This window comes from Pseudomonas sp. GW821-FHT04C07 (genome assembly GCF_059420325.1).
Map to the genome: position 1 here is coordinate 163,029 of NZ_JBWKTM010000003.1, position 16,197 is coordinate 179,225.

Annotated in this window: 17 protein-coding genes; 8 read left to right on the top strand and 9 right to left on the bottom strand. The window is 58.0% G+C overall.

Going from position 1 to position 16,197, the window contains the following annotated elements; all coding sequences use genetic code 11:
* Positions 1 to 72: 72 nt before the first annotated feature.
* The 4 genes from AC07UI_RS07470 to norR all read right to left on the bottom strand — a co-directional run bounded on the left by AC07UI_RS07470 (position 73) and on the right by norR (position 4,172).
* On the bottom strand, positions 73 to 822 hold the full coding sequence (locus AC07UI_RS07470) for a YkgJ family cysteine cluster protein (RefSeq protein ID WP_494991878.1): 750 nt from the start codon (positions 820 to 822) through the stop codon (positions 73 to 75).
* Between the two features lie 136 nt (positions 823 to 958).
* Entirely contained in the window at positions 959 to 1,441 is a 483-nt protein-coding gene (locus AC07UI_RS07475; RefSeq protein WP_494991879.1) for a GNAT family N-acetyltransferase, read from the bottom strand.
* A 3-nt stretch (positions 1,442 to 1,444) separates the two neighbouring features.
* Positions 1,445 to 2,347: a chemotaxis protein CheV gene (locus AC07UI_RS07480; RefSeq protein WP_494991880.1), complete on the bottom strand. Its 903-nt coding sequence runs from the start codon at positions 2,345 to 2,347 to the stop codon at positions 1,445 to 1,447.
* 268 nt (positions 2,348 to 2,615) lie between these two features.
* Positions 2,616 to 4,172 (bottom strand): nitric oxide reductase transcriptional regulator NorR, encoded by a 1,557-nt coding sequence (norR, locus tag AC07UI_RS07485; RefSeq protein ID WP_494991881.1) that lies wholly within the window; start codon positions 4,170 to 4,172, stop codon positions 2,616 to 2,618.
* Positions 4,173 to 4,328: 156 nt separating this feature from the next.
* Between norR and hmpA the strand changes: the two genes are divergently transcribed.
* The 7 genes from hmpA to cyoE all read left to right on the top strand — a co-directional run bounded on the left by hmpA (position 4,329) and on the right by cyoE (position 11,957).
* Positions 4,329 to 5,510: an NO-inducible flavohemoprotein gene (gene hmpA / locus AC07UI_RS07490; RefSeq protein WP_494991882.1), complete on the top strand. Its 1,182-nt coding sequence runs from the start codon at positions 4,329 to 4,331 to the stop codon at positions 5,508 to 5,510.
* A 268-nt stretch (positions 5,511 to 5,778) separates the two neighbouring features.
* The gene (locus tag AC07UI_RS07495; RefSeq protein WP_494991883.1) at positions 5,779 to 6,288 is read left to right on the top strand and encodes a disulfide bond formation protein B; all 510 of its coding nucleotides are present in this window, start codon (positions 5,779 to 5,781) and stop codon (positions 6,286 to 6,288) included.
* Positions 6,289 to 7,101: 813 nt separating this feature from the next.
* Positions 7,102 to 8,046: a ubiquinol oxidase subunit II gene (cyoA, locus tag AC07UI_RS07500; RefSeq protein WP_494991884.1), complete on the top strand. Its 945-nt coding sequence runs from the start codon at positions 7,102 to 7,104 to the stop codon at positions 8,044 to 8,046.
* A gap of 3 nt (positions 8,047 to 8,049) precedes the next feature.
* On the top strand, positions 8,050 to 10,080 hold the full coding sequence (cyoB, locus tag AC07UI_RS07505; protein ID WP_494991885.1) for a cytochrome o ubiquinol oxidase subunit I: 2,031 nt from the start codon (positions 8,050 to 8,052) through the stop codon (positions 10,078 to 10,080).
* 3 nt (positions 10,081 to 10,083) lie between these two features.
* The gene (locus AC07UI_RS07510) at positions 10,084 to 10,710 is read left to right on the top strand and encodes a cytochrome o ubiquinol oxidase subunit III (protein ID WP_494991886.1); all 627 of its coding nucleotides are present in this window, start codon (positions 10,084 to 10,086) and stop codon (positions 10,708 to 10,710) included.
* Positions 10,711 to 11,058: a cytochrome o ubiquinol oxidase subunit IV gene (cyoD, locus tag AC07UI_RS07515; protein ID WP_494991887.1), complete on the top strand. Its 348-nt coding sequence runs from the start codon at positions 10,711 to 10,713 to the stop codon at positions 11,056 to 11,058.
* Between the two features lie 11 nt (positions 11,059 to 11,069).
* Positions 11,070 to 11,957, top strand: coding sequence for a heme o synthase (gene cyoE, locus AC07UI_RS07520; protein ID WP_494991888.1), 888 nt, complete (start codon positions 11,070 to 11,072; stop codon positions 11,955 to 11,957).
* Between the two features lie 745 nt (positions 11,958 to 12,702).
* Here the strand turns inward: cyoE and AC07UI_RS07525 are convergent.
* The 5 genes from AC07UI_RS07525 to AC07UI_RS07545 form a co-directional block, all read right to left on the bottom strand.
* Complete coding sequence (locus tag AC07UI_RS07525; protein ID WP_494991889.1) at positions 12,703 to 13,407, bottom strand: hypothetical protein; 705 nt, start codon at positions 13,405 to 13,407, stop codon at positions 12,703 to 12,705.
* A gap of 106 nt (positions 13,408 to 13,513) precedes the next feature.
* The gene (locus AC07UI_RS07530; protein ID WP_494991890.1) at positions 13,514 to 14,017 is read right to left on the bottom strand and encodes a hypothetical protein; all 504 of its coding nucleotides are present in this window, start codon (positions 14,015 to 14,017) and stop codon (positions 13,514 to 13,516) included.
* Positions 14,018 to 14,159: 142 nt separating this feature from the next.
* Positions 14,160 to 14,414: a Txe/YoeB family addiction module toxin gene (locus tag AC07UI_RS07535; protein WP_494991891.1), complete on the bottom strand. Its 255-nt coding sequence runs from the start codon at positions 14,412 to 14,414 to the stop codon at positions 14,160 to 14,162.
* A complete protein-coding gene (locus tag AC07UI_RS07540; RefSeq protein ID WP_494991892.1) occupies positions 14,411 to 14,665 on the bottom strand; it encodes a type II toxin-antitoxin system prevent-host-death family antitoxin in 255 nt (84 codons plus the stop codon). Before AC07UI_RS07540 ends, AC07UI_RS07535 begins: the two co-directional genes overlap by 4 nt.
* 269 nt (positions 14,666 to 14,934) lie before the next feature.
* Positions 14,935 to 15,114, bottom strand: coding sequence for a hypothetical protein (locus tag AC07UI_RS07545; RefSeq protein WP_494991893.1), 180 nt, complete (start codon positions 15,112 to 15,114; stop codon positions 14,935 to 14,937).
* A gap of 25 nt (positions 15,115 to 15,139) precedes the next feature.
* Here AC07UI_RS07545 and AC07UI_RS07550 point away from each other — a divergent pair, with 25 nt between their 5' ends.
* Complete coding sequence (locus tag AC07UI_RS07550) at positions 15,140 to 16,159, top strand: thiamine pyrophosphate-dependent enzyme (RefSeq protein ID WP_494991894.1); 1,020 nt, start codon at positions 15,140 to 15,142, stop codon at positions 16,157 to 16,159.
* Positions 16,160 to 16,197: the final 38 nt, after the last annotated feature.

Sequence of the window (16,197 nt, forward strand, 5' to 3'; positions counted from 1 at the left end):
TCCGCTTTCGGCAGTGACGCAGAGCGTTACGGCTGCATTCCCACGCAGAGCGTGGGAGCGATCACAGATGCATCAAGCCGCACGCAGCGAGATGAAGGCGTAGTTTGAAGGCTGCGTCGTTGCCACCTGCGCTCCGGCGGCCTGCACTTGTTCGGCGATATCTGTCCCGGATACATGGAACAACCACTCGCTGGTCGAACTCGCGGGTGGCTGCGCTTCAATCTGCTCGATGGCCATGGCGAACGCCGTCATGTCCGGCAGGTAAGCGGTAAAGCCGTCGCCCTTGAGCGCGGTAGTCCGAATGCCCAGCAGTTCGCAGATGGCTTCCTTGGTCTGGATGTCGTCCCGATCAGCCTGGCGCGAACGCTGGATCAAGCCGGCCAGTTCCCGGTCGACCAACTCGCCGCCAACAATCAGCTGCGGGCCTTTTTCCCAGGATTCTGGCGGGCAGTCCTTGGCGGCTGGCTTGAGTGCAATGTGTGGATTGATTTCCATGGGGTAAATGCGACACACCAAAGGCCGGCGTTCATAGATCCGGCAGAGGTTGTCTTCGTCAAGATTCCGGCAGGGGCCAACGTTGTACGCGGCGAAGGTGATCGCCACATAAGCCTCGGTCACACCGCTGGGCACCACACAGGAACGTCGTTCGGCATGCTCGCGTTGCTGCAAAGGCAAGCCCAGGCCATTGCCGAGAAAGCCTTCCACCAGCACGATCACGTTGCCGCCGTCAGCCGCCCACTGCCGGGCTTCGGCGAGGGTCAGGGGGACGTGATGGTCGGCGCAGCACTTGCCGCAACCTACGCAGGAAAACGTTGTATTCATTGAACGGCCGGCTGCAATTGATAGATGAGAGCGGTGACGGGATTACCCACAGAGTCACTGCAAAGGCCTGTTACGAAGCAAGTTATGCGCCAGTCATTCTTGGGTGGATCCCGGACCGCCAGGATCGCAGCCTGGGTTACGCTGGAACGAGTTCTCTGCGCACCAGACGCATGCCCGCGCTTTCATACAAGCGCCGGGCCCGATGGTTATCTTCCAGCACTTTCAAATCGACATACTCTTCGCGTTTTTGCTGGAAAACCCTGAATGCATGCAACAGCAAAGCCCGCCCAAGCCCTTGGCCTTGAGCCCTGGGATGCACCACCAGGTCTTTGATGTAGGCGCTTGTCCAGCACTGGGCGACGCCGACAATCCCTTGGGCGTGCGTGGCGATAAAACACAGGGCCGGGTCATACTCGGCATCGGTTTCGAAGCGTTCACGCCAAATGTCCAGTGCTGGCACGCTGCCGCCGCCCTGCCGATAACCCAGCTCCATCAGCCCATGAACCGTTTCGGCAAGCGGCGCACGGTAAACGGTCAGGCTGATGCCGGCCGGCCAGGCGACGGGCGGCAAAACCTTGGTGAGGTCTCGACGCAGCAGCAGGCAGTAGTCCTCGGCCAAGGCTCAAATACCCTGAGCCGCGACGGCTTTGGCGGCCTCGATCAGACACTTGGTGAGCTCCGGCGAGGAGAACTTGGTCAGCACCGCGTTGGCTCCGGCCAGTCGGGCTTTTTCGCTGTTCATCGCGCTGTCCAGGGAGGTGTGCAGCAGCACGTAGAGGTGTGCGAAGTCCGGGGTTTCGCGCAGGGTACGGGTGAAGGCGTAACCGTCCATCTCCGACATCTCGATGTCCGAGACGATCAGATTGATTTGCTGTTCAGTGCCCTGCAGGTCCAGCAAGCAATCGATGGCTTCCTTGGCGCTGCGCGCGGTGTGGCATTGCAGGCCGAGGTTGCGCAGGGTGTGCACCGATTGTTGCAACGCCACCTGGCTGTCATCGACCACCAGAATCCTGGCATTACCCAGCACTTCGGCATCTTCCATGCTCAGTTCGGTTGGTGCCATTTCGATTCGTACCGGGGCGATGCCGTGGATGACTTTCTCGATATCCAGTACTTGTACCAGGGTGCCGTCGACCTGGGTTACGCCAGTGATGTACGACTTGGCGCCGCTGGCACCGTAAGGAGGCGGGCGGATATCGGTGGTCAGGCAATGCACGATCTTGCTCACGGCCTGAACGTGCAGACCTTGCTTGGAGCGGCTGACGTCAGTGACGATCAGGCAGCCGCCGTCCGGGTCGACCAACGGTTTTTCACCAATCGCCCGGCTCAGATCGATCACCGACAGCGACGCGCCGCGCAGAGTGGCGATGCCTTTGACGTGCGGGTGCGACTCCGGCAGCTTGGTCAGCGGCGGGCAGGGAATGATTTCACTGACTTTCAGCAGATTGATCGCCATCAGCTTGCCACTGCGCAAGGTAAACAGCAGAAGCGAGAGTGAGTCTGCGCGGGCTTTATCGGAGGACATAAAAACCTTCTGTGGATAAGGTGGTTCGCGGAAACGGGGCCGTGAACAGCTATCGATAACGGGTTATCGACTTGTTCAGGGCTGGCTTTAGGGGTAATCCCGGTAAACCAGACCGGCGCGATCTTCGTAGCAGCTGCCGAAGGCTGCGTTCGGCTGCGCAGCAGTCGTAAAACCTGAAACCGTGGTGTAACAGGTAGAACACGGTGACCGTTTTGCGAGGACTTCGTCCTCGAACGCAGGCTTCGCCAGCTGCTACGGGGGATGTGTGTTATTTCATCCCCAGGCGTTTCGCCATTCGACCAAGGTTTGCCCTGTCCAGGCCTAGCTCACGGGCCGCGCTTGCCCAGTTGTTCTGGTGGCGCTCAAGGCAGGCGCTTATTAGCTGACGCTGGTAGTTCTCGGTAGCCAGGCGCAGATCCCCGGCGACGTCGGGTAAATCCACGGGGGCGCTGGCAGGCTCTGACGGGGATGCTTGCTGCGCGACATTCGGCAACTCCAGATCCGCCGCGCTGAGGCTGAGGATCTTCGGGCGCTCGCGGCAATTGCCCAGCGCCTTCAGCGCACTGCGACCAATCAAGTGTTCGAGTTCACGGACATTGCCCGGCCAGGCATAAGCCAGCAGCGCCGCCTGGGCATCGCTGGTCAAGCGCAAGCTGTTGAGGCCCATGCGCGAGCGGTTCTGCTCCAGGAAGAAGCCGCTGAGCAGCAGCACATCACGGCCGCGATCCCGCAGCGCCGGCACCAGCAGCGGGTAAACGCTGAGGCGATGATAGAAGTCGGCTCGATAGCGGCCGCTGCGCACTTCTTCGGCCAGATCGCGGTTGGTTGCAGCGATCAGGCGCACATCGACCTGATGTTCTTTATCCGAACCCAATCGCTGCAGCTGGCCGCTTTGCAGCACTCGCAGCAACTTGGCCTGAACGGTCAGCGACAACTCGCCAACTTCATCGAGGAACAGCGTGCCGCCATTGGCCAGTTCGAACTTGCCGCGGCGGTCGTTCATCGCGCCGGTGAAGGCGCCGCGCACATGGCCGAACAACTCGCTTTCCACCAGTGTGTCCGGCAGGGCGGCGCAGTTCAGGCTGATAATCGGTTTGTCGGCTCGCGGCGAAGCCGCGTGTATCGCCTGCGCCACCAGCTCCTTGCCGACTCCTGTCTCGCCGGTGATCAGCACCGTAAGGTCGCTGCCGCCGACCAGGCTGATCTCTTCCATCAGGCGTTTATGGGTTTTGCTTTGGCCGATCATTTCGCGGTTTTGCTGGCCGCTGGCCTGACGGTAAACCTCGGCACGCTGGTGTTCGTCCTCGACGCGCAGGGCCAGACGCTCCATACGCTCAGCGGCATTGACGGTCGCGGCGGCGAGGCTGGCAAAGGCCTGCAGGGCGTCCAGTTCGATGGGTTCAAAACGCTGCGGGTCCAGCGCATCGAGGGTCAGCAGACCCCAAGGGCGTTCGTCGATAAACAGTGGGCAACCCATGCAGTCGTGGACTTCCAGGTGTTCGTCGAGACCGTCCACCAGACCGTCGTAAGGGTCCGGCAACTCGCTGTCGCTGGCGAAACGGGTTGGCCCGGGACTGCTGAGCAACGCCTCGAAGCGCGGATGTTCGCTGACCTTGAAGCGTCGGCCCAGGGTGTCGGGGCTCAGGCCATCCACCGCCAGGGGCACCAGCCATTCGCCGTCGAGGCGCAAAAGGGCGGCGGCGTCACACGGCAGCAGAGCGCGCATGGCTTCGAGCAGGCGTCGATAGCGCTCGCCCTCCGGCAGTTCGCGGGACAGGTCGGAGACCAGAGGGAGCAGGGCGGTGAGCAGTGATTTTGCAGTCATATTGACTCCATATAGTCTTAATGACTATAAAGCAGGCATTGTCGATATGACTACTATTTTATTAACTTATTGATTTATATAGATTTAATTGTTGGCATGGAAACTGATAAGTAAAGGGTAGTCAGCTGGAAACCAAAAAGCTCAGGAGTTGCCCTTATGCTTAGCGTTCAAGACCGTGCCATCGTCAAATCGACCGTCCCTCTGCTGGAAAGCGGTGGCGAAGCGTTGATCACTCACTTCTATCGCATGATGCTTTCTGAATACCCGCAAGTGCGTCCGTTGTTCAACCAGGCCCACCAGAGCAGTGGCGATCAGCCTCGGGCACTGGCCAACGGCGTATTGATGTATGCGCGGCATATCGACCAGTTGGACCAATTGGGCGATCTGGTGGCGAAAATCATCAACAAGCACGTTGCCCTGCAAATCCTCCCTGAGCATTACCCAATTGTTGGCAGCTGCCTGCTGCGGGCCATTTCCGAAGTGCTCGGCAGTGAGATTGCCACCCCTGAAGTCATAAGCGCCTGGGGCGCGGCCTATAACCAACTGGCCGATATCCTGATCGGTGCTGAAACGGTGATCTATGACCAGAAGGCCGAAGCACCGGGCGGCTGGCGCGGTGAGCGGGAATTCAAACTGGTCGCGCGGGTCGAGGAAAGCTCGGAAATTACTTCGTTCTACTTCGAGCCTGCAGACAAGGGCCCGATTCTGGCGGCAGAGCCTGGCCAATATATCGGCATGAAACTGATCCTCGATGGCGAAGAGATTCGTCGTAACTATTCATTGTCGGCCCTGGCTGACGCCGGCCAGTACCGCATCAGCGTCAAGCGCGAAGCTGGCGGTCGTGCCTCGAATTTCCTGCATGACCGGTTCCATGTCGGCGCGAGCATCATGCTGTTTCCGCCATCCGGCGAGTTCACCCTGACCGCCAGCGACAAACCTTTGGTACTGATCAGTGGCGGTGTCGGCATTACACCTACTTTGCCGATGCTTGAAGCAGCTCTGGCGAGCAAACGCCCGGTGCACTTCATTCATTGTGCGCGTAATGGCGGTGTCCACGCCTTCCGTGATTGGGTGGATGGCCTGGCCGAGCGTCACCCGCAACTCAAGCGTTTCTACTGCTACGCCGAAGATGATGGCGTCAGTCCGGCGGCGCACCGGGTCGGGCTGTTGAGTCAGGATCAGCTTGCTGCCTGGATGCCTGAAGAGCGTGATCTGGACGCTTACTTCCTGGGTCCCAAAGGCTTCATGGGCGCAATCAAACGTCACCTCAAGGCGTTGGGCGTTCCGGAGAAACAAAGCCGTTACGAGTTCTTCGGTCCGGCTGCGGCGCTGGAGTAAACCTTTATTGAATGATCGTTCCCACGCTCTGCGTGGGAATGCAGCCCGTGACGCTGCGCGTCACAAAAGCGGACGCAGAGCGTCCGGTGAGGCATTCCCACGCGGGAGCGTGGGAACGATCAAAATCATCTCCAACGATTAATCCCCCGTTAATTCCCCTGCCGTTAATTCCTCCTGTTAAAACCACCGAACCGCCCGCGTGCGCTCACGGCCAGCGTGTAAACTTGCGGACAGACGAAAACCACCACTTTGGCAAAGGGATACGGGGATGAGTGACGAAATACTGCGTTTGGGGCGCGAGCGACGGTTTCTGGTCTTGCTGGGTGTGATCTGCCTGGCGCTGATCGGCGGTGCGCTGTACATGCAGGTGGTGCTGGGCGAAGCGCCATGTCCGCTGTGTATCCTGCAACGCTATGCCTTATTGCTGATTGCGATCTTCGCCTTCATCGGCGCGGCGATGCACACCCGCCGCAGTATTACCGTGTTCGAAGTGTTGGTGGTGCTCAGTGCCATCGCTGGCGCCGCGGTGGCTGGTCATCACGTCTACATCCAGTTCTACCCTGCGGTCAGTTGCGGAATCGACGTCCTGCAGCCGATCGTCGATGGCTTGCCGCTGGCTTCGATCTTCCCGCTGGGCTTTCGGGTCGACGGTTTCTGCGAGACGCCTTACCCACCCGTGCTGGGTTTGTCCCTGGCGCAGTGGGCGCTGGTGGCCTTCGTATTGACGGTGGTGCTGGTGCCGCTGGGTATCTCCCGCAATCGCAAAAACCTGCGCTGAAGTCATCCGCCACATCACATAGCGACACAAAAACGCCCTGGTCCTGCGTGTGAGGATCGGGGCGCTTTGCATTTCGGTGCCCTTGAAAAAAGAGTGTGGTTTGCAGCAGTGAAATGTGCGGCGCATGTGCGACACGTTGTCACACACCGGGTATGGCGAGACATTTCAAGTGGTCATGTTGGTGCTGTATGGCAGCCTGAATTTCTCCCCGTTCAGCGATCAAATTGCCGAAAGCCGCAAAACCCCATCAGGCAGATTTAACAGGCTCCAGGGAAACGCTGGAGGCCTTGTTTCAAGAGGTCTTGGGGCAAATTGAGGGGCAAGATCGGGCAGCGAAGCTGTCTAAAATGAGCGCATTAAGCCTACATTTTTTATGGTTATTGTTGCGAATGAAAAGCGATACGATCGCTGGGTGGTGCAATAATCGTTAATGATTATTGCCAGATCCGATAAAAATTATTTCGATATGAGACATGGTTTATAAAACGCTACATATCTACAATCGCACGCACTGAGTTTCCGGCGCTGCTCATTCTTCGTCAGGAGGGGAGGCGAGGGGCGGTTTGATTGCTCCATACGACTCCAGGTGTCGGCAACCTTCCAACTATCCGCACCAAATGGAATTGGTCTGTAACAAGGCCTTTGACCACGAATTCGAATAAGAATTACCGCTAGCCCAGGATTTGTCGATCAGCGTTTAGCGCGACGGGCAGGCCCTTATTCAATCGAAGAAAAAATGCCAACCCTTGGCAGGGTGAAGTGTTGGCGATCAAAACCCAACTGCATTGCGCAAGCTGCTTTAGAGGTCGTGAGATGAGTAAAAACAGGTACCCCAGATTCTTAGGCTTCTTGCCTCTGCTCGGCACGTTGTTGCTGGGTGGTTGCAATATGACCTTGCTCGATCCGAAGGGCCAGGTCGGCCTGGACGAGCGAAACCTGATCATCACCGCAACGCTGCTGATGCTGTTGGTCGTGGTGCCGGTCATCGTCATGACCTTCGCTTTCGCCTGGAAATATCGCGCATCCAACAAGGACGCGACCTACGCGCCGAACTGGTCGCACTCCACCAAGATCGAAATCGCGGTGTGGGCTGTTCCAGTGCTCATCATCATTGCCCTGGGTTACGTCACCTACAAGTCGACCCACGCGCTGGACCCGTACCGTCCGCTGGAATCCGACGTCAAGCCGATCACCATTCAAGTGGTCGCAATGGACTGGAAGTGGCTGTTCATCTACCCGGAACAAGGCATCGCCACCGTCAACAAGATGGTGTTCCCGGCCAACACGCCGGTTAACTTCAAAATCACCTCCGACACCGTGATGAACTCGTTCTTCATTCCGGGCCTGGGCGGTCAGATCTACGCGATGGCGGGCATGGAGACCAAGTTGCACCTGATCGCCAATCAGAATGCCGAGTTTGACGGTATCTCCGCCAACTACAGCGGTGCTGGCTTCACTGGCATGAAATTCAAAGCAATCGCCACCTCTCAGGCAGATTTCGATGCCTGGGTCAGTGATGTCAAGAAGGCACCTAAACAGCTTGAAAAAGCTGAATACGAAGCCCTTTCCAAACCAAGCCAGAACAACCCGGTTGAACTCTACTCCTCGTACGCGCCGAACCTGTTCCAGACCATCATCGACAAGTATGAAGGCATGAAACCGGGCCAGCCGATGCACCACGAGAAGGAAGGGAAGGAAGTGGCCGGTATGGAAGGGATGGACATGAGTTCGCATTCAGCTGCCGGGGCAGAGGAGTAAACGATGTTTGGTAAATTAAGTTGGGAAGCGATCCCGTTCCACGAGCCGATCGTGATGGTGACCATCGCCATGATCGCGCTCGGTGGTCTGGCGGTATTTGCTGCAATCACCTACTTCAAGAAGTGGACCTATTTGTGGACCGAGTGGCTGACGTCGGTCGACCACAAGAAAATCGGCGTGATGTACATCGTCGTTGCCATGATCATGCTGCTGCGTGGTTTTGCCGACGCGGTCATGATGCGCTCCCAGCTGGCCCTGGCCACCGAGGGTTCGCCTGGCTACCTGCCACCTGAACACTATGACCAGATCTTCACCGCTCACGGTGTGATCATGATCATCTTCATGGCGATGCCATTCTTCACCGGCCTGATGAACCTTGCAGTGCCGCTGCAGATCGGCGCACGTGACGTTGCCTACCCGTTCCTGAACTCCCTGAGCTTCTGGCTGCTGGTATCCGGCGTAGTGCTGGTCAACGTGTCCCTGGGTGTCGGCGAATTCGCCCGTACCGGTTGGGTTGCGTATCCACCGCTGTCGGAACTGGGCTACAGCCCGGGCGTGGGTGTGGACTACTACATCTGGGCACTACAGCTATCGGGTCTAGGGACGACGCTGACGGGGGTCAACTTCCTGGCCACCGTGCTGAAAATGCGTACCCCGGGCATGAAAATGATGGACATGCCGATCTTCACCTGGACCTGCACCTGGGCCAACGTACTGATCGTCGCTTCCTTCCCGATCCTGACCGCTACCCTGGCTTTGCTGACGCTTGACCGTTACATGGATTTCCACATTTTCACCAATGAACTGGGTGGAAATCCGATGATGTACGTCAACCTGTTCTGGGCCTGGGGGCACCCCGAGGTTTACATCCTGATTCTGCCGGCGTTCGGGATCTTCTCCGAAGTCATCTCGACCTTCTCCGGCAAGAAACTGTTCGGCCACCACTCGATGATCTACGCCAGCGGCGCGATCACGATCCTCGGCTTCATGGTCTGGCTGCACCACTTCTTCACCATGGGGTCGGGTGCCAACGTCAACGCCTTCTTCGGTCTGGCGACGATGCTGATTTCGATCCCGACGGGGGTGAAGCTATTCAACTGGCTGTTCACCATTTACCAGGGCCGTCTGCGTTTCACCAGCCAGGTGCTGTGGACCCTGGGCTTCATGGTGACCTTCGCCATCGGCGGCATGACCGGCGTACTGCTGGCCATTCCGGGTGCTGACTTCGTTCTGCACAACAGCCTGTTCGTTATCGCGCACTTCCACAACGTGATCATCGGCGGCGCCGTGTTCGGTTACATCGCCGGTTTCGGCTTCTACTTCCCTAAAGCGTTCGGCTTCAAGCTGCACGAAGGTTGGGGCAAGGCAGCGTTCTGGTTCTGGATCTCGGGCTTCTTCGTCGCGTTCATGCCGCTCTATGCACTGGGCTTCATGGGCATGACCCGTCGTCTGAACAGCACCACCAACCCTGAGTGGACGCCATACCTGCACGTTGCAATGGTCGGTGCGGTACTGATCGCCTTCGGTATTGCCTGCCAGTTGATCCAGTTGTACGTGAGTATCCGTGATCGCAAGCTGCCGCAGAACATGTGCGAAGCCGGCGACCCGTGGAATGCCCACACGCTGGAATGGTCGACCTCCTCGCCACCACCGTTCTACAACTTCGCTGTACTGCCGAAAGCCGACGGCATCGACCCGTTCACCGAAGCCAAGCAAAACGGTACTGCGTACAAGGCTCCGGCCCGTTACGAGCCGATCCACATGCCAAACAACACCGCGACCGGTCTGGTCATGGGTGCTCTGTTGACCGTGTTCGGTTTCGCAATGATCTGGCATATCTGGTGGATGGCCATCGCAGGTCTTGCCGGCACCGTGATCTATTTCGTGATCCACGCTGCCCGTGATGATCAGGGCTACATGGTGCCGGTCGATGTGATCGAGCGCATTGAAGCCGAGCAGCACAAGCGTCTGGTTGCGGCCAAAGCGATTCCGGCCACCGCCACCCGTGTTGAAACCTCGTTGGAACAGGCTTAAACCATGTCGAACTTAGTGACCAATGTTGGACACGCCCATGGTCATGACCATGGGCACGATGACCATCACCACGACTCGGGCGAGATGACCGTATTCGGTTTCTGGCTCTACCTGATGACCGACTGCATTCTGTTTGCGTCGATCTTCGCGGTGTACGCGGTACTGGTAAACAACGTAGCCGGTGGCCCGTCGGGCCACGACATCTTCGAACTGCCATACGTGCTGGGCGAAACCGCCTGCCTGTTGCTCAGCTCGATCACCTACGGCTTCGCCATGCTGGCGTTGTTCAAAGGCAAGAAGAGTCAGGTGCTGGGCTGGTTGGCCATCACCTTCCTGTTCGGTCTGGGCTTCATCGGCATGGAGATCAACGAGTTCCATACGCTGATCTCCGAAGGCTTCGGTCCGAACCGCAGCGGCTTCCTGTCCGGGTTCTTCACCCTGGTCGGTACCCACGGTCTGCACGTGACCAGCGGTCTGATCTGGATGGCGATCATGATGTATCAGGTCCAGAAGAATGGCCTGACAGCGACCAACAAGACCCGTCTGAGCTGCCTGAGCCTGTTCTGGCACTTCCTGGACGTTGTGTGGATCTGCGTATTCACCGTTGTTTACCTGATGGGGACTCTGTAAATGGCTAACGCAGCTCACTCACACAATGGCCACGATAGTCACGACGCCAGCCACGGCAGCGTCAAGTCGTACGGCATCGGCTTCATCCTGTCGGTGATCCTGACCATCATTCCTTTCGGCCTGGTGATGTACCCGTCGCTACCGAAAGACGTGACCCTGTTGATCGTACTGGCCTTCGCAGTGATCCAGGTGCTGGTGCACCTGGTCTACTTCCTCCACCTGGACCGCTCCGCCGCCCAGCGTAGCAACGTGATTGCGTTTGTTTTCGCGGCGCTGGTTATCCTCCTGCTGGTCGGGTTGTCGCTGTGGATCATGTACAGCATCCATTCCGTCATGATGGCGCACTGAGGAAAGTCCGGATGTCCCTAAAGCACTTTATCCAAATCACCAAACCGGGGATCATTTTCGGTAACGTGCTTTCTGTGGCAGGCGGGTTTTTCCTGGCCTCGAAAGGGCATGTCGACATCGCCCTGTTCCTGGCCGCAATGATTGGCACTTCGTTGGTGGTGGCGTCCGGTTGCGTGTTCAACAACTGCATCGACCGCGACATCGACCTGAAGATGGAACGCACCAAAAACCGTGTGCTGGTCCAGGGCCTCATCTCCCTGAAACTGGCACTGGTTTACGCCACCCTCCTGGGGGTCGCCGGTGTGGCTTTGCTGTACCGTGTGGCCAACCCGTTGGCGGCGCTGTTCGCGGTGATCGGTTTTGTCATCTACGTCGGCTTCTACAGTCTGTACCTCAAGCGCAAGTCGGTTCACGGCACGCTGGTGGGCAGTCTGTCGGGCGCGATGCCGCCGGTGATCGGTTACGTGGCCGTGAGCAACAGCTTCGACATGGCGGCGTTGACGCTGCTGGTGATGTTCAGCCTGTGGCAGATGCCGCATTCCTACGCCATCGCGATCTTCCGCTTCAACGATTACCTGGCCGCATCGATTCCGGTGCTGCCGGTCAAGCGCGGGATTGAGGTGGCCAAGCGGCACATCCTGCTCTACATCCTGGCGTTCCTTGTGGCGACCTTGATGCTGACCTTCAGCGGCTACGCCGGCATGAGCTACCTCGCCGTCGCCGCCGCCATGGGCATGTACTGGCTGTACATGGCCTGGACCGGCTACAAGGCCGTGGATGATCGAGTCTGGGCGCGCAAGCTGTTCGTCTTCTCGATCTTCACCATCACCGCGCTGAGCGTGATGATGTCCCTGGACTTCAAAGTGCCAAGTGAGTTGTTGCTGACTTACGCGCCTTGAGTTTGGACGCTGTACAAAAAGCCCCGCCTTCTATAGAAGCGCGGGGCTTTTTATTGCCATGAATTCGCGAGGTTTTGCCCCCCCCCCTGAGCTGCCGAAGGCTGCGATCTTTTGATCCTGGCGGCCTGACAGCCGACCAATCTTTCGCAGGTGTACATCAATTCAAACTGTGGGAGCGAGCTTGCTCGCGATGGCGGCCTGACAGCCGACCTATCTTTTGTGGATGTACATATCCATTCCTGCGGTAACGGCGGCTGGCGGTTTCGCCCTTACGGCGCCTCACTTTTTTACAAGCGCCTAAAAAAAGTAAGCAAAAAAACGCTCGCCCCAAGCGTCCGGCCCCTCGCCAAGGCTCGGCGTTCCCTCGCTCCGGCATTCATCCGGGGGCATCGCCTCCGGTCGGCTTCGCTTCGACCTCCTCTCGATGTATTCGGCTTCGCCGAACGGCGCTGCGCGCCTACCCCCTGATGAACACCTCCACTCGGCCTCCCGAAGGGGCGGGTAGATCAAGATCAAAAGCTGCAGGCGAGCTAACGCTCGGCCTGTTGAGTGGTGAAGGAGTATTCGATTTCTGTAGCTGTCGAAGGCTCGGGCCGCGTTCGGACGATCTTTTGATCCTTTGATCGTTCCCACGCTCCCGCGTGGGAATGCATCCTCTGACGCTCTGCGTCAGCTCACGAAGCGGAACGCGGAGCGTCCCTGGCGGCATTCCTACGCAGAGCGTGGGAATGATCAGCGTCAGCGGTTACTGCGCAGCGATGCTATAGCCATCAAACGCGGTCTGCTGTTGCAGAGCGGCGATAATGCTTTTTCGCGTGGCAGACTGTTCGGTGCCAGTGTTGTCGATGAATGTATCGGTTTCCAGTTCCGCTTGATCGCCTTCACCGACAAACGCAAAACCGAGGAATTCGAAGGCTTCACGGTCCATGTTCGGCTTGGAGCGAGGTGTGCGCAGGGGCAGGGTGACGCTCACGCCGTCCTTGCTGATGGAGAACACTTCGATTTCTTTCTTGGCGCGAGCCGTTTTGGTTTTGCCGCTGCTGGGGTTGCTGACCGCTTGATGGGTCTGGTTCAACACTTTCAGCGCCAGGCCATACACCAGCTCCTGGAACTCAGGATCGTCTTTGAAGCTGGACAGAATCCGGCTGATCGAGAACTTTGTGCTCAAGTCTTCCAGAGCGGCGATGTCGGCGGCCTCTGCGTCTTTAAGCTGTTTCAGCTCACCCATCAGTTCGTAGGCTTTGTCGTCGTCAAACTGGTCATGTGCCTGGCGAATCGCAATGCGTAAGTCACGAATCTGGTCGCTTTCCTTCGAGGTGTGAAAAGCATCGAGCACCATTTCACTGATGGTCTTGGCCTGCGGCACATGCTGCGAAAGATTGATGGCGTTTTCGTATTCCACTTTGGACGACAAGGTGATTACGGATTCATCGGTGTTGGATTCGGGCATTGAAATTTCACTACTTCATTTAACAAGGTTTGAGACGGGAAACGCGCCGGGCATTTTCAGGGTGCGTGTGCAGCGGCGTCAAGGAACCATGCCTGAGTGACGGTTTTTAACGGCTGTGCTGCCAGGATTGCGCTTGCAGTGATAACAACGCCCAATACAAGGTGATCGCCCGCCCGCAAAACAGACCGACCGTGAACCCCGAAGCCACTCCAGTCAGTGCCAGCATTTGCGTAGTCGCCGTCAACTCAGGGTGAACGGCATCCTGATAGCCGGTGTAGTACTTCACGGCGAAGAACAGCTGGGAGATAAGCAGGATCTTCAGGGTTCCGGGGACGATCAGCCCGTTGCCATCAGCCTCCAGTACGGTACCTTTGCGAGAGAACATGCCCATCGCCACCAGACTGCCAAGGGCCACGCCGCCCATCCAGAAAGCCGTCGACAAGGCGGTGTGATTCAGCGAAAACAGCGACCAGATAACCAGAATCAATGGGGTGATCAGCAACGATTTCCTGCTTTCCCTGCTGCTCGAGCAGGCCTTGAACCCGTAATAACAGAGCAGCAGATAAACAGCGAAAACCCACAGCGGCGTGCCTTGCAGGATATCGAGCATGAGTTATCCCCAGGGCGCTGAGCGAAGGGAGATCGAGAGGGCGCTACAGGTTTTCATCGTCAGCTTCCTTGCGTGGACGTTCAGTAAGGTGGCAACTGTTCGCGTCGCCGAGTGGAGAATGCCTGAAATCTGATGTTTGGGTTCAGTAGTGATATCGGCACATCAGTATCTGCATCTCATCGTCTTCTACCCCATAGACCAATCGATGTTCGGTCGTGATCCGACGCGACCAAAACCCGCTGAGGTTATGTTTGAGGGGTTCAGGTTTGCCGAGTCCGTCGAAAGAATCACGCTGGATCGCTTTGATCAAAAGGTTGATACGCTGGAGTCCGGCCTTATCGTTCTGCTGGAACCAGAGGTAGTCATCCCAGCCTTCAGGGGTAAAGAGAATCTTCATTCTTCAATCAGTTGCCTGGCTTTGGCTTTACCGGCGCGAAGGCTGTTGATCGATTTGATCAAGCGCTCGGCGTTGGCGGGGGAGCGGAGCAGGTAAGCGGTTTCTTCGAGGGCGTTGAATTCGGCCAGAGAAATCATGACGACCGGTTCGCCTTTTTGGCGTGTCACCAGCAGCGGAACACGATCTTCGTTTACTCGATCCATGGTTTCAGACAGGTGCGCACGGGCATTGGTGTAATTGATGGTTTGCATGACGGGGTCCTCGCTCAATGATTTAAACGTACAGAAATACGTACATATTGGCAAGGTGCTCCCTATGAGCGGTCGTTCTGCCGGGGAAGCGGGACTGGTCTGATCTTTCATAAGGGGACTTCGTGGAATTCAAAAAGAGGCTCAAAGACGCGCTTCAAGACGATGAAACCCAGCGTAGTACGGTGTGCGAAAGATATAAGGGGCTGACGTAGATCAGATTGTTGCGGGATATGCCGCCAGCCACAGCGGCCATGAGGTTCCTGCGTCGTTCACACTGCCTGAATATCCGCCAACCCCGCTTCCAATGTTTCACGAAGGCCACAGCCGCGGCGGGCGATGAACACCATTTGTACAGCGTGTTCCGGCGTTTGTCCGGTGGCCAGGCTGAACTGGCTGCGGGCACCGACATGTTGCAGCCAATAAGGCTGTTCGTTACCTTGCAGTTGCACCAGCCCCTTGAGGCGGAAGATATCTTTGGGAAGCCTGGCCAGCTATTCTCGCAGAGCTTTGGCCGGTGGCGGAGCGCGTGACTGTGCCGAAGTCCTGCAGCAACTGGCCGAGCGCCTGCAAGCGCCGGGGGCGTTGACGACGAATGCCCGGGGCTTGTTGCCGGTCGGCCATCCGTTGCTGCTCGACGGTGTGCAGTCGTCGGCCCATGGTCGGTCGCTGTTCGACGAGGCCGATGTGATCCTCGCCGTCGGTACTGAACTGGGTGAGACGGACTACGATTTTTTCGGCCTCGGGCCACTGAAATTCAAGGCGTCGTTGATTCGTCTGGACATCGATCCGATGCAGGTCATGGGCGTGCAGCGAGCTCACGTCGGATTGGTCGGCGATGCCCGCGAGGGCTTGCTTGCGCTATTGGCCAATGTTGCGGCGCCGGTTCAAAGTGGCCGTTGGGCGCTGGACAGTGTGCAGCGCGTCAACCAGTGCGAACGCGATAGCTGGACGGCCAAACAACAGGGGTTGCAAGGGCTGCTCGACCTGCTGCGTGACAGCCTGGTCGATCCGCTGATCGTCGGCGATTCCACGCAACCGGTGTATCAGGGCGCGGTGGGCTACCAGTCGCCGAAACCCAACAGCTGGTTCAACGCCGGCAGTGGCTATGGCACCCTTGGTTACGGCTTGCCTGCGGCGATTGGCGCCAAGCTGGCCAAGCCCGAGCGTGCGGTTGTCGCCCTGGTGGGGGATGGCGGCCTGCAGTTCTCCTGCGCTGAATTGATCGCTGCGCGAGAAGCGGGAGTGGGCGTCATCATGGTGCTGTGGAACAACCAGTGCTACGCCGAAATCCGCGACTACATGCAGGCCCGCGAGATCCCGCCACTGGGTGTAGACATCATGACCCCGGACTTCGCCGCCATGGCCCGCAGTTTCCACATCGACCACCATGCGCCGCAGGGGCCGGAGGCGTTGCGCACGTTGTTGCTGAAAATGGCGACCACCAAGGAGCCGGTGATGATTGAGCTGGATGCGGCGGTGTACCTGGCGTCATAGGGCGCTCATTCCCCGTAGCAGCTGGCGAAGCCTGCGTT

Bases quoted from the DNA above. Each gene is read 5' to 3' on its own strand.
- AC07UI_RS07470 (WP_494991878.1), bottom strand. From the start codon at position 822: ATGAATACAACGTTTTCCTGCGTAGGTTGCGGCAAGTGCTGCGCCGAC.
- AC07UI_RS07480 (WP_494991880.1), bottom strand. From the start codon at position 2,347: ATGTCCTCCGATAAAGCCCGCGCAGACTCACTCTCGCTTCTGCTGTTT.
- norR (WP_494991881.1), bottom strand. From the start codon at position 4,172: ATGACTGCAAAATCACTGCTCACCGCCCTGCTCCCTCTGGTCTCCGAC.
- hmpA (WP_494991882.1), top strand. From the start codon at position 4,329: ATGCTTAGCGTTCAAGACCGTGCCATCGTCAAATCGACCGTCCCTCTG.
- AC07UI_RS07495 (WP_494991883.1), top strand. From the start codon at position 5,779: ATGAGTGACGAAATACTGCGTTTGGGGCGCGAGCGACGGTTTCTGGTC.
- cyoA (WP_494991884.1), top strand. From the start codon at position 7,102: ATGAGTAAAAACAGGTACCCCAGATTCTTAGGCTTCTTGCCTCTGCTC.
- cyoB (WP_494991885.1), top strand. From the start codon at position 8,050: ATGTTTGGTAAATTAAGTTGGGAAGCGATCCCGTTCCACGAGCCGATC.
- AC07UI_RS07510 (WP_494991886.1), top strand. From the start codon at position 10,084: ATGTCGAACTTAGTGACCAATGTTGGACACGCCCATGGTCATGACCAT.
- cyoD (WP_494991887.1), top strand. From the start codon at position 10,711: ATGGCTAACGCAGCTCACTCACACAATGGCCACGATAGTCACGACGCC.
- cyoE (WP_494991888.1), top strand. From the start codon at position 11,070: ATGTCCCTAAAGCACTTTATCCAAATCACCAAACCGGGGATCATTTTC.
- AC07UI_RS07525 (WP_494991889.1), bottom strand. From the start codon at position 13,407: ATGCCCGAATCCAACACCGATGAATCCGTAATCACCTTGTCGTCCAAA.
- AC07UI_RS07530 (WP_494991890.1), bottom strand. From the start codon at position 14,017: ATGCTCGATATCCTGCAAGGCACGCCGCTGTGGGTTTTCGCTGTTTAT.
- AC07UI_RS07535 (WP_494991891.1), bottom strand. From the start codon at position 14,414: ATGAAGATTCTCTTTACCCCTGAAGGCTGGGATGACTACCTCTGGTTC.
- AC07UI_RS07540 (WP_494991892.1), bottom strand. From the start codon at position 14,665: ATGCAAACCATCAATTACACCAATGCCCGTGCGCACCTGTCTGAAACC.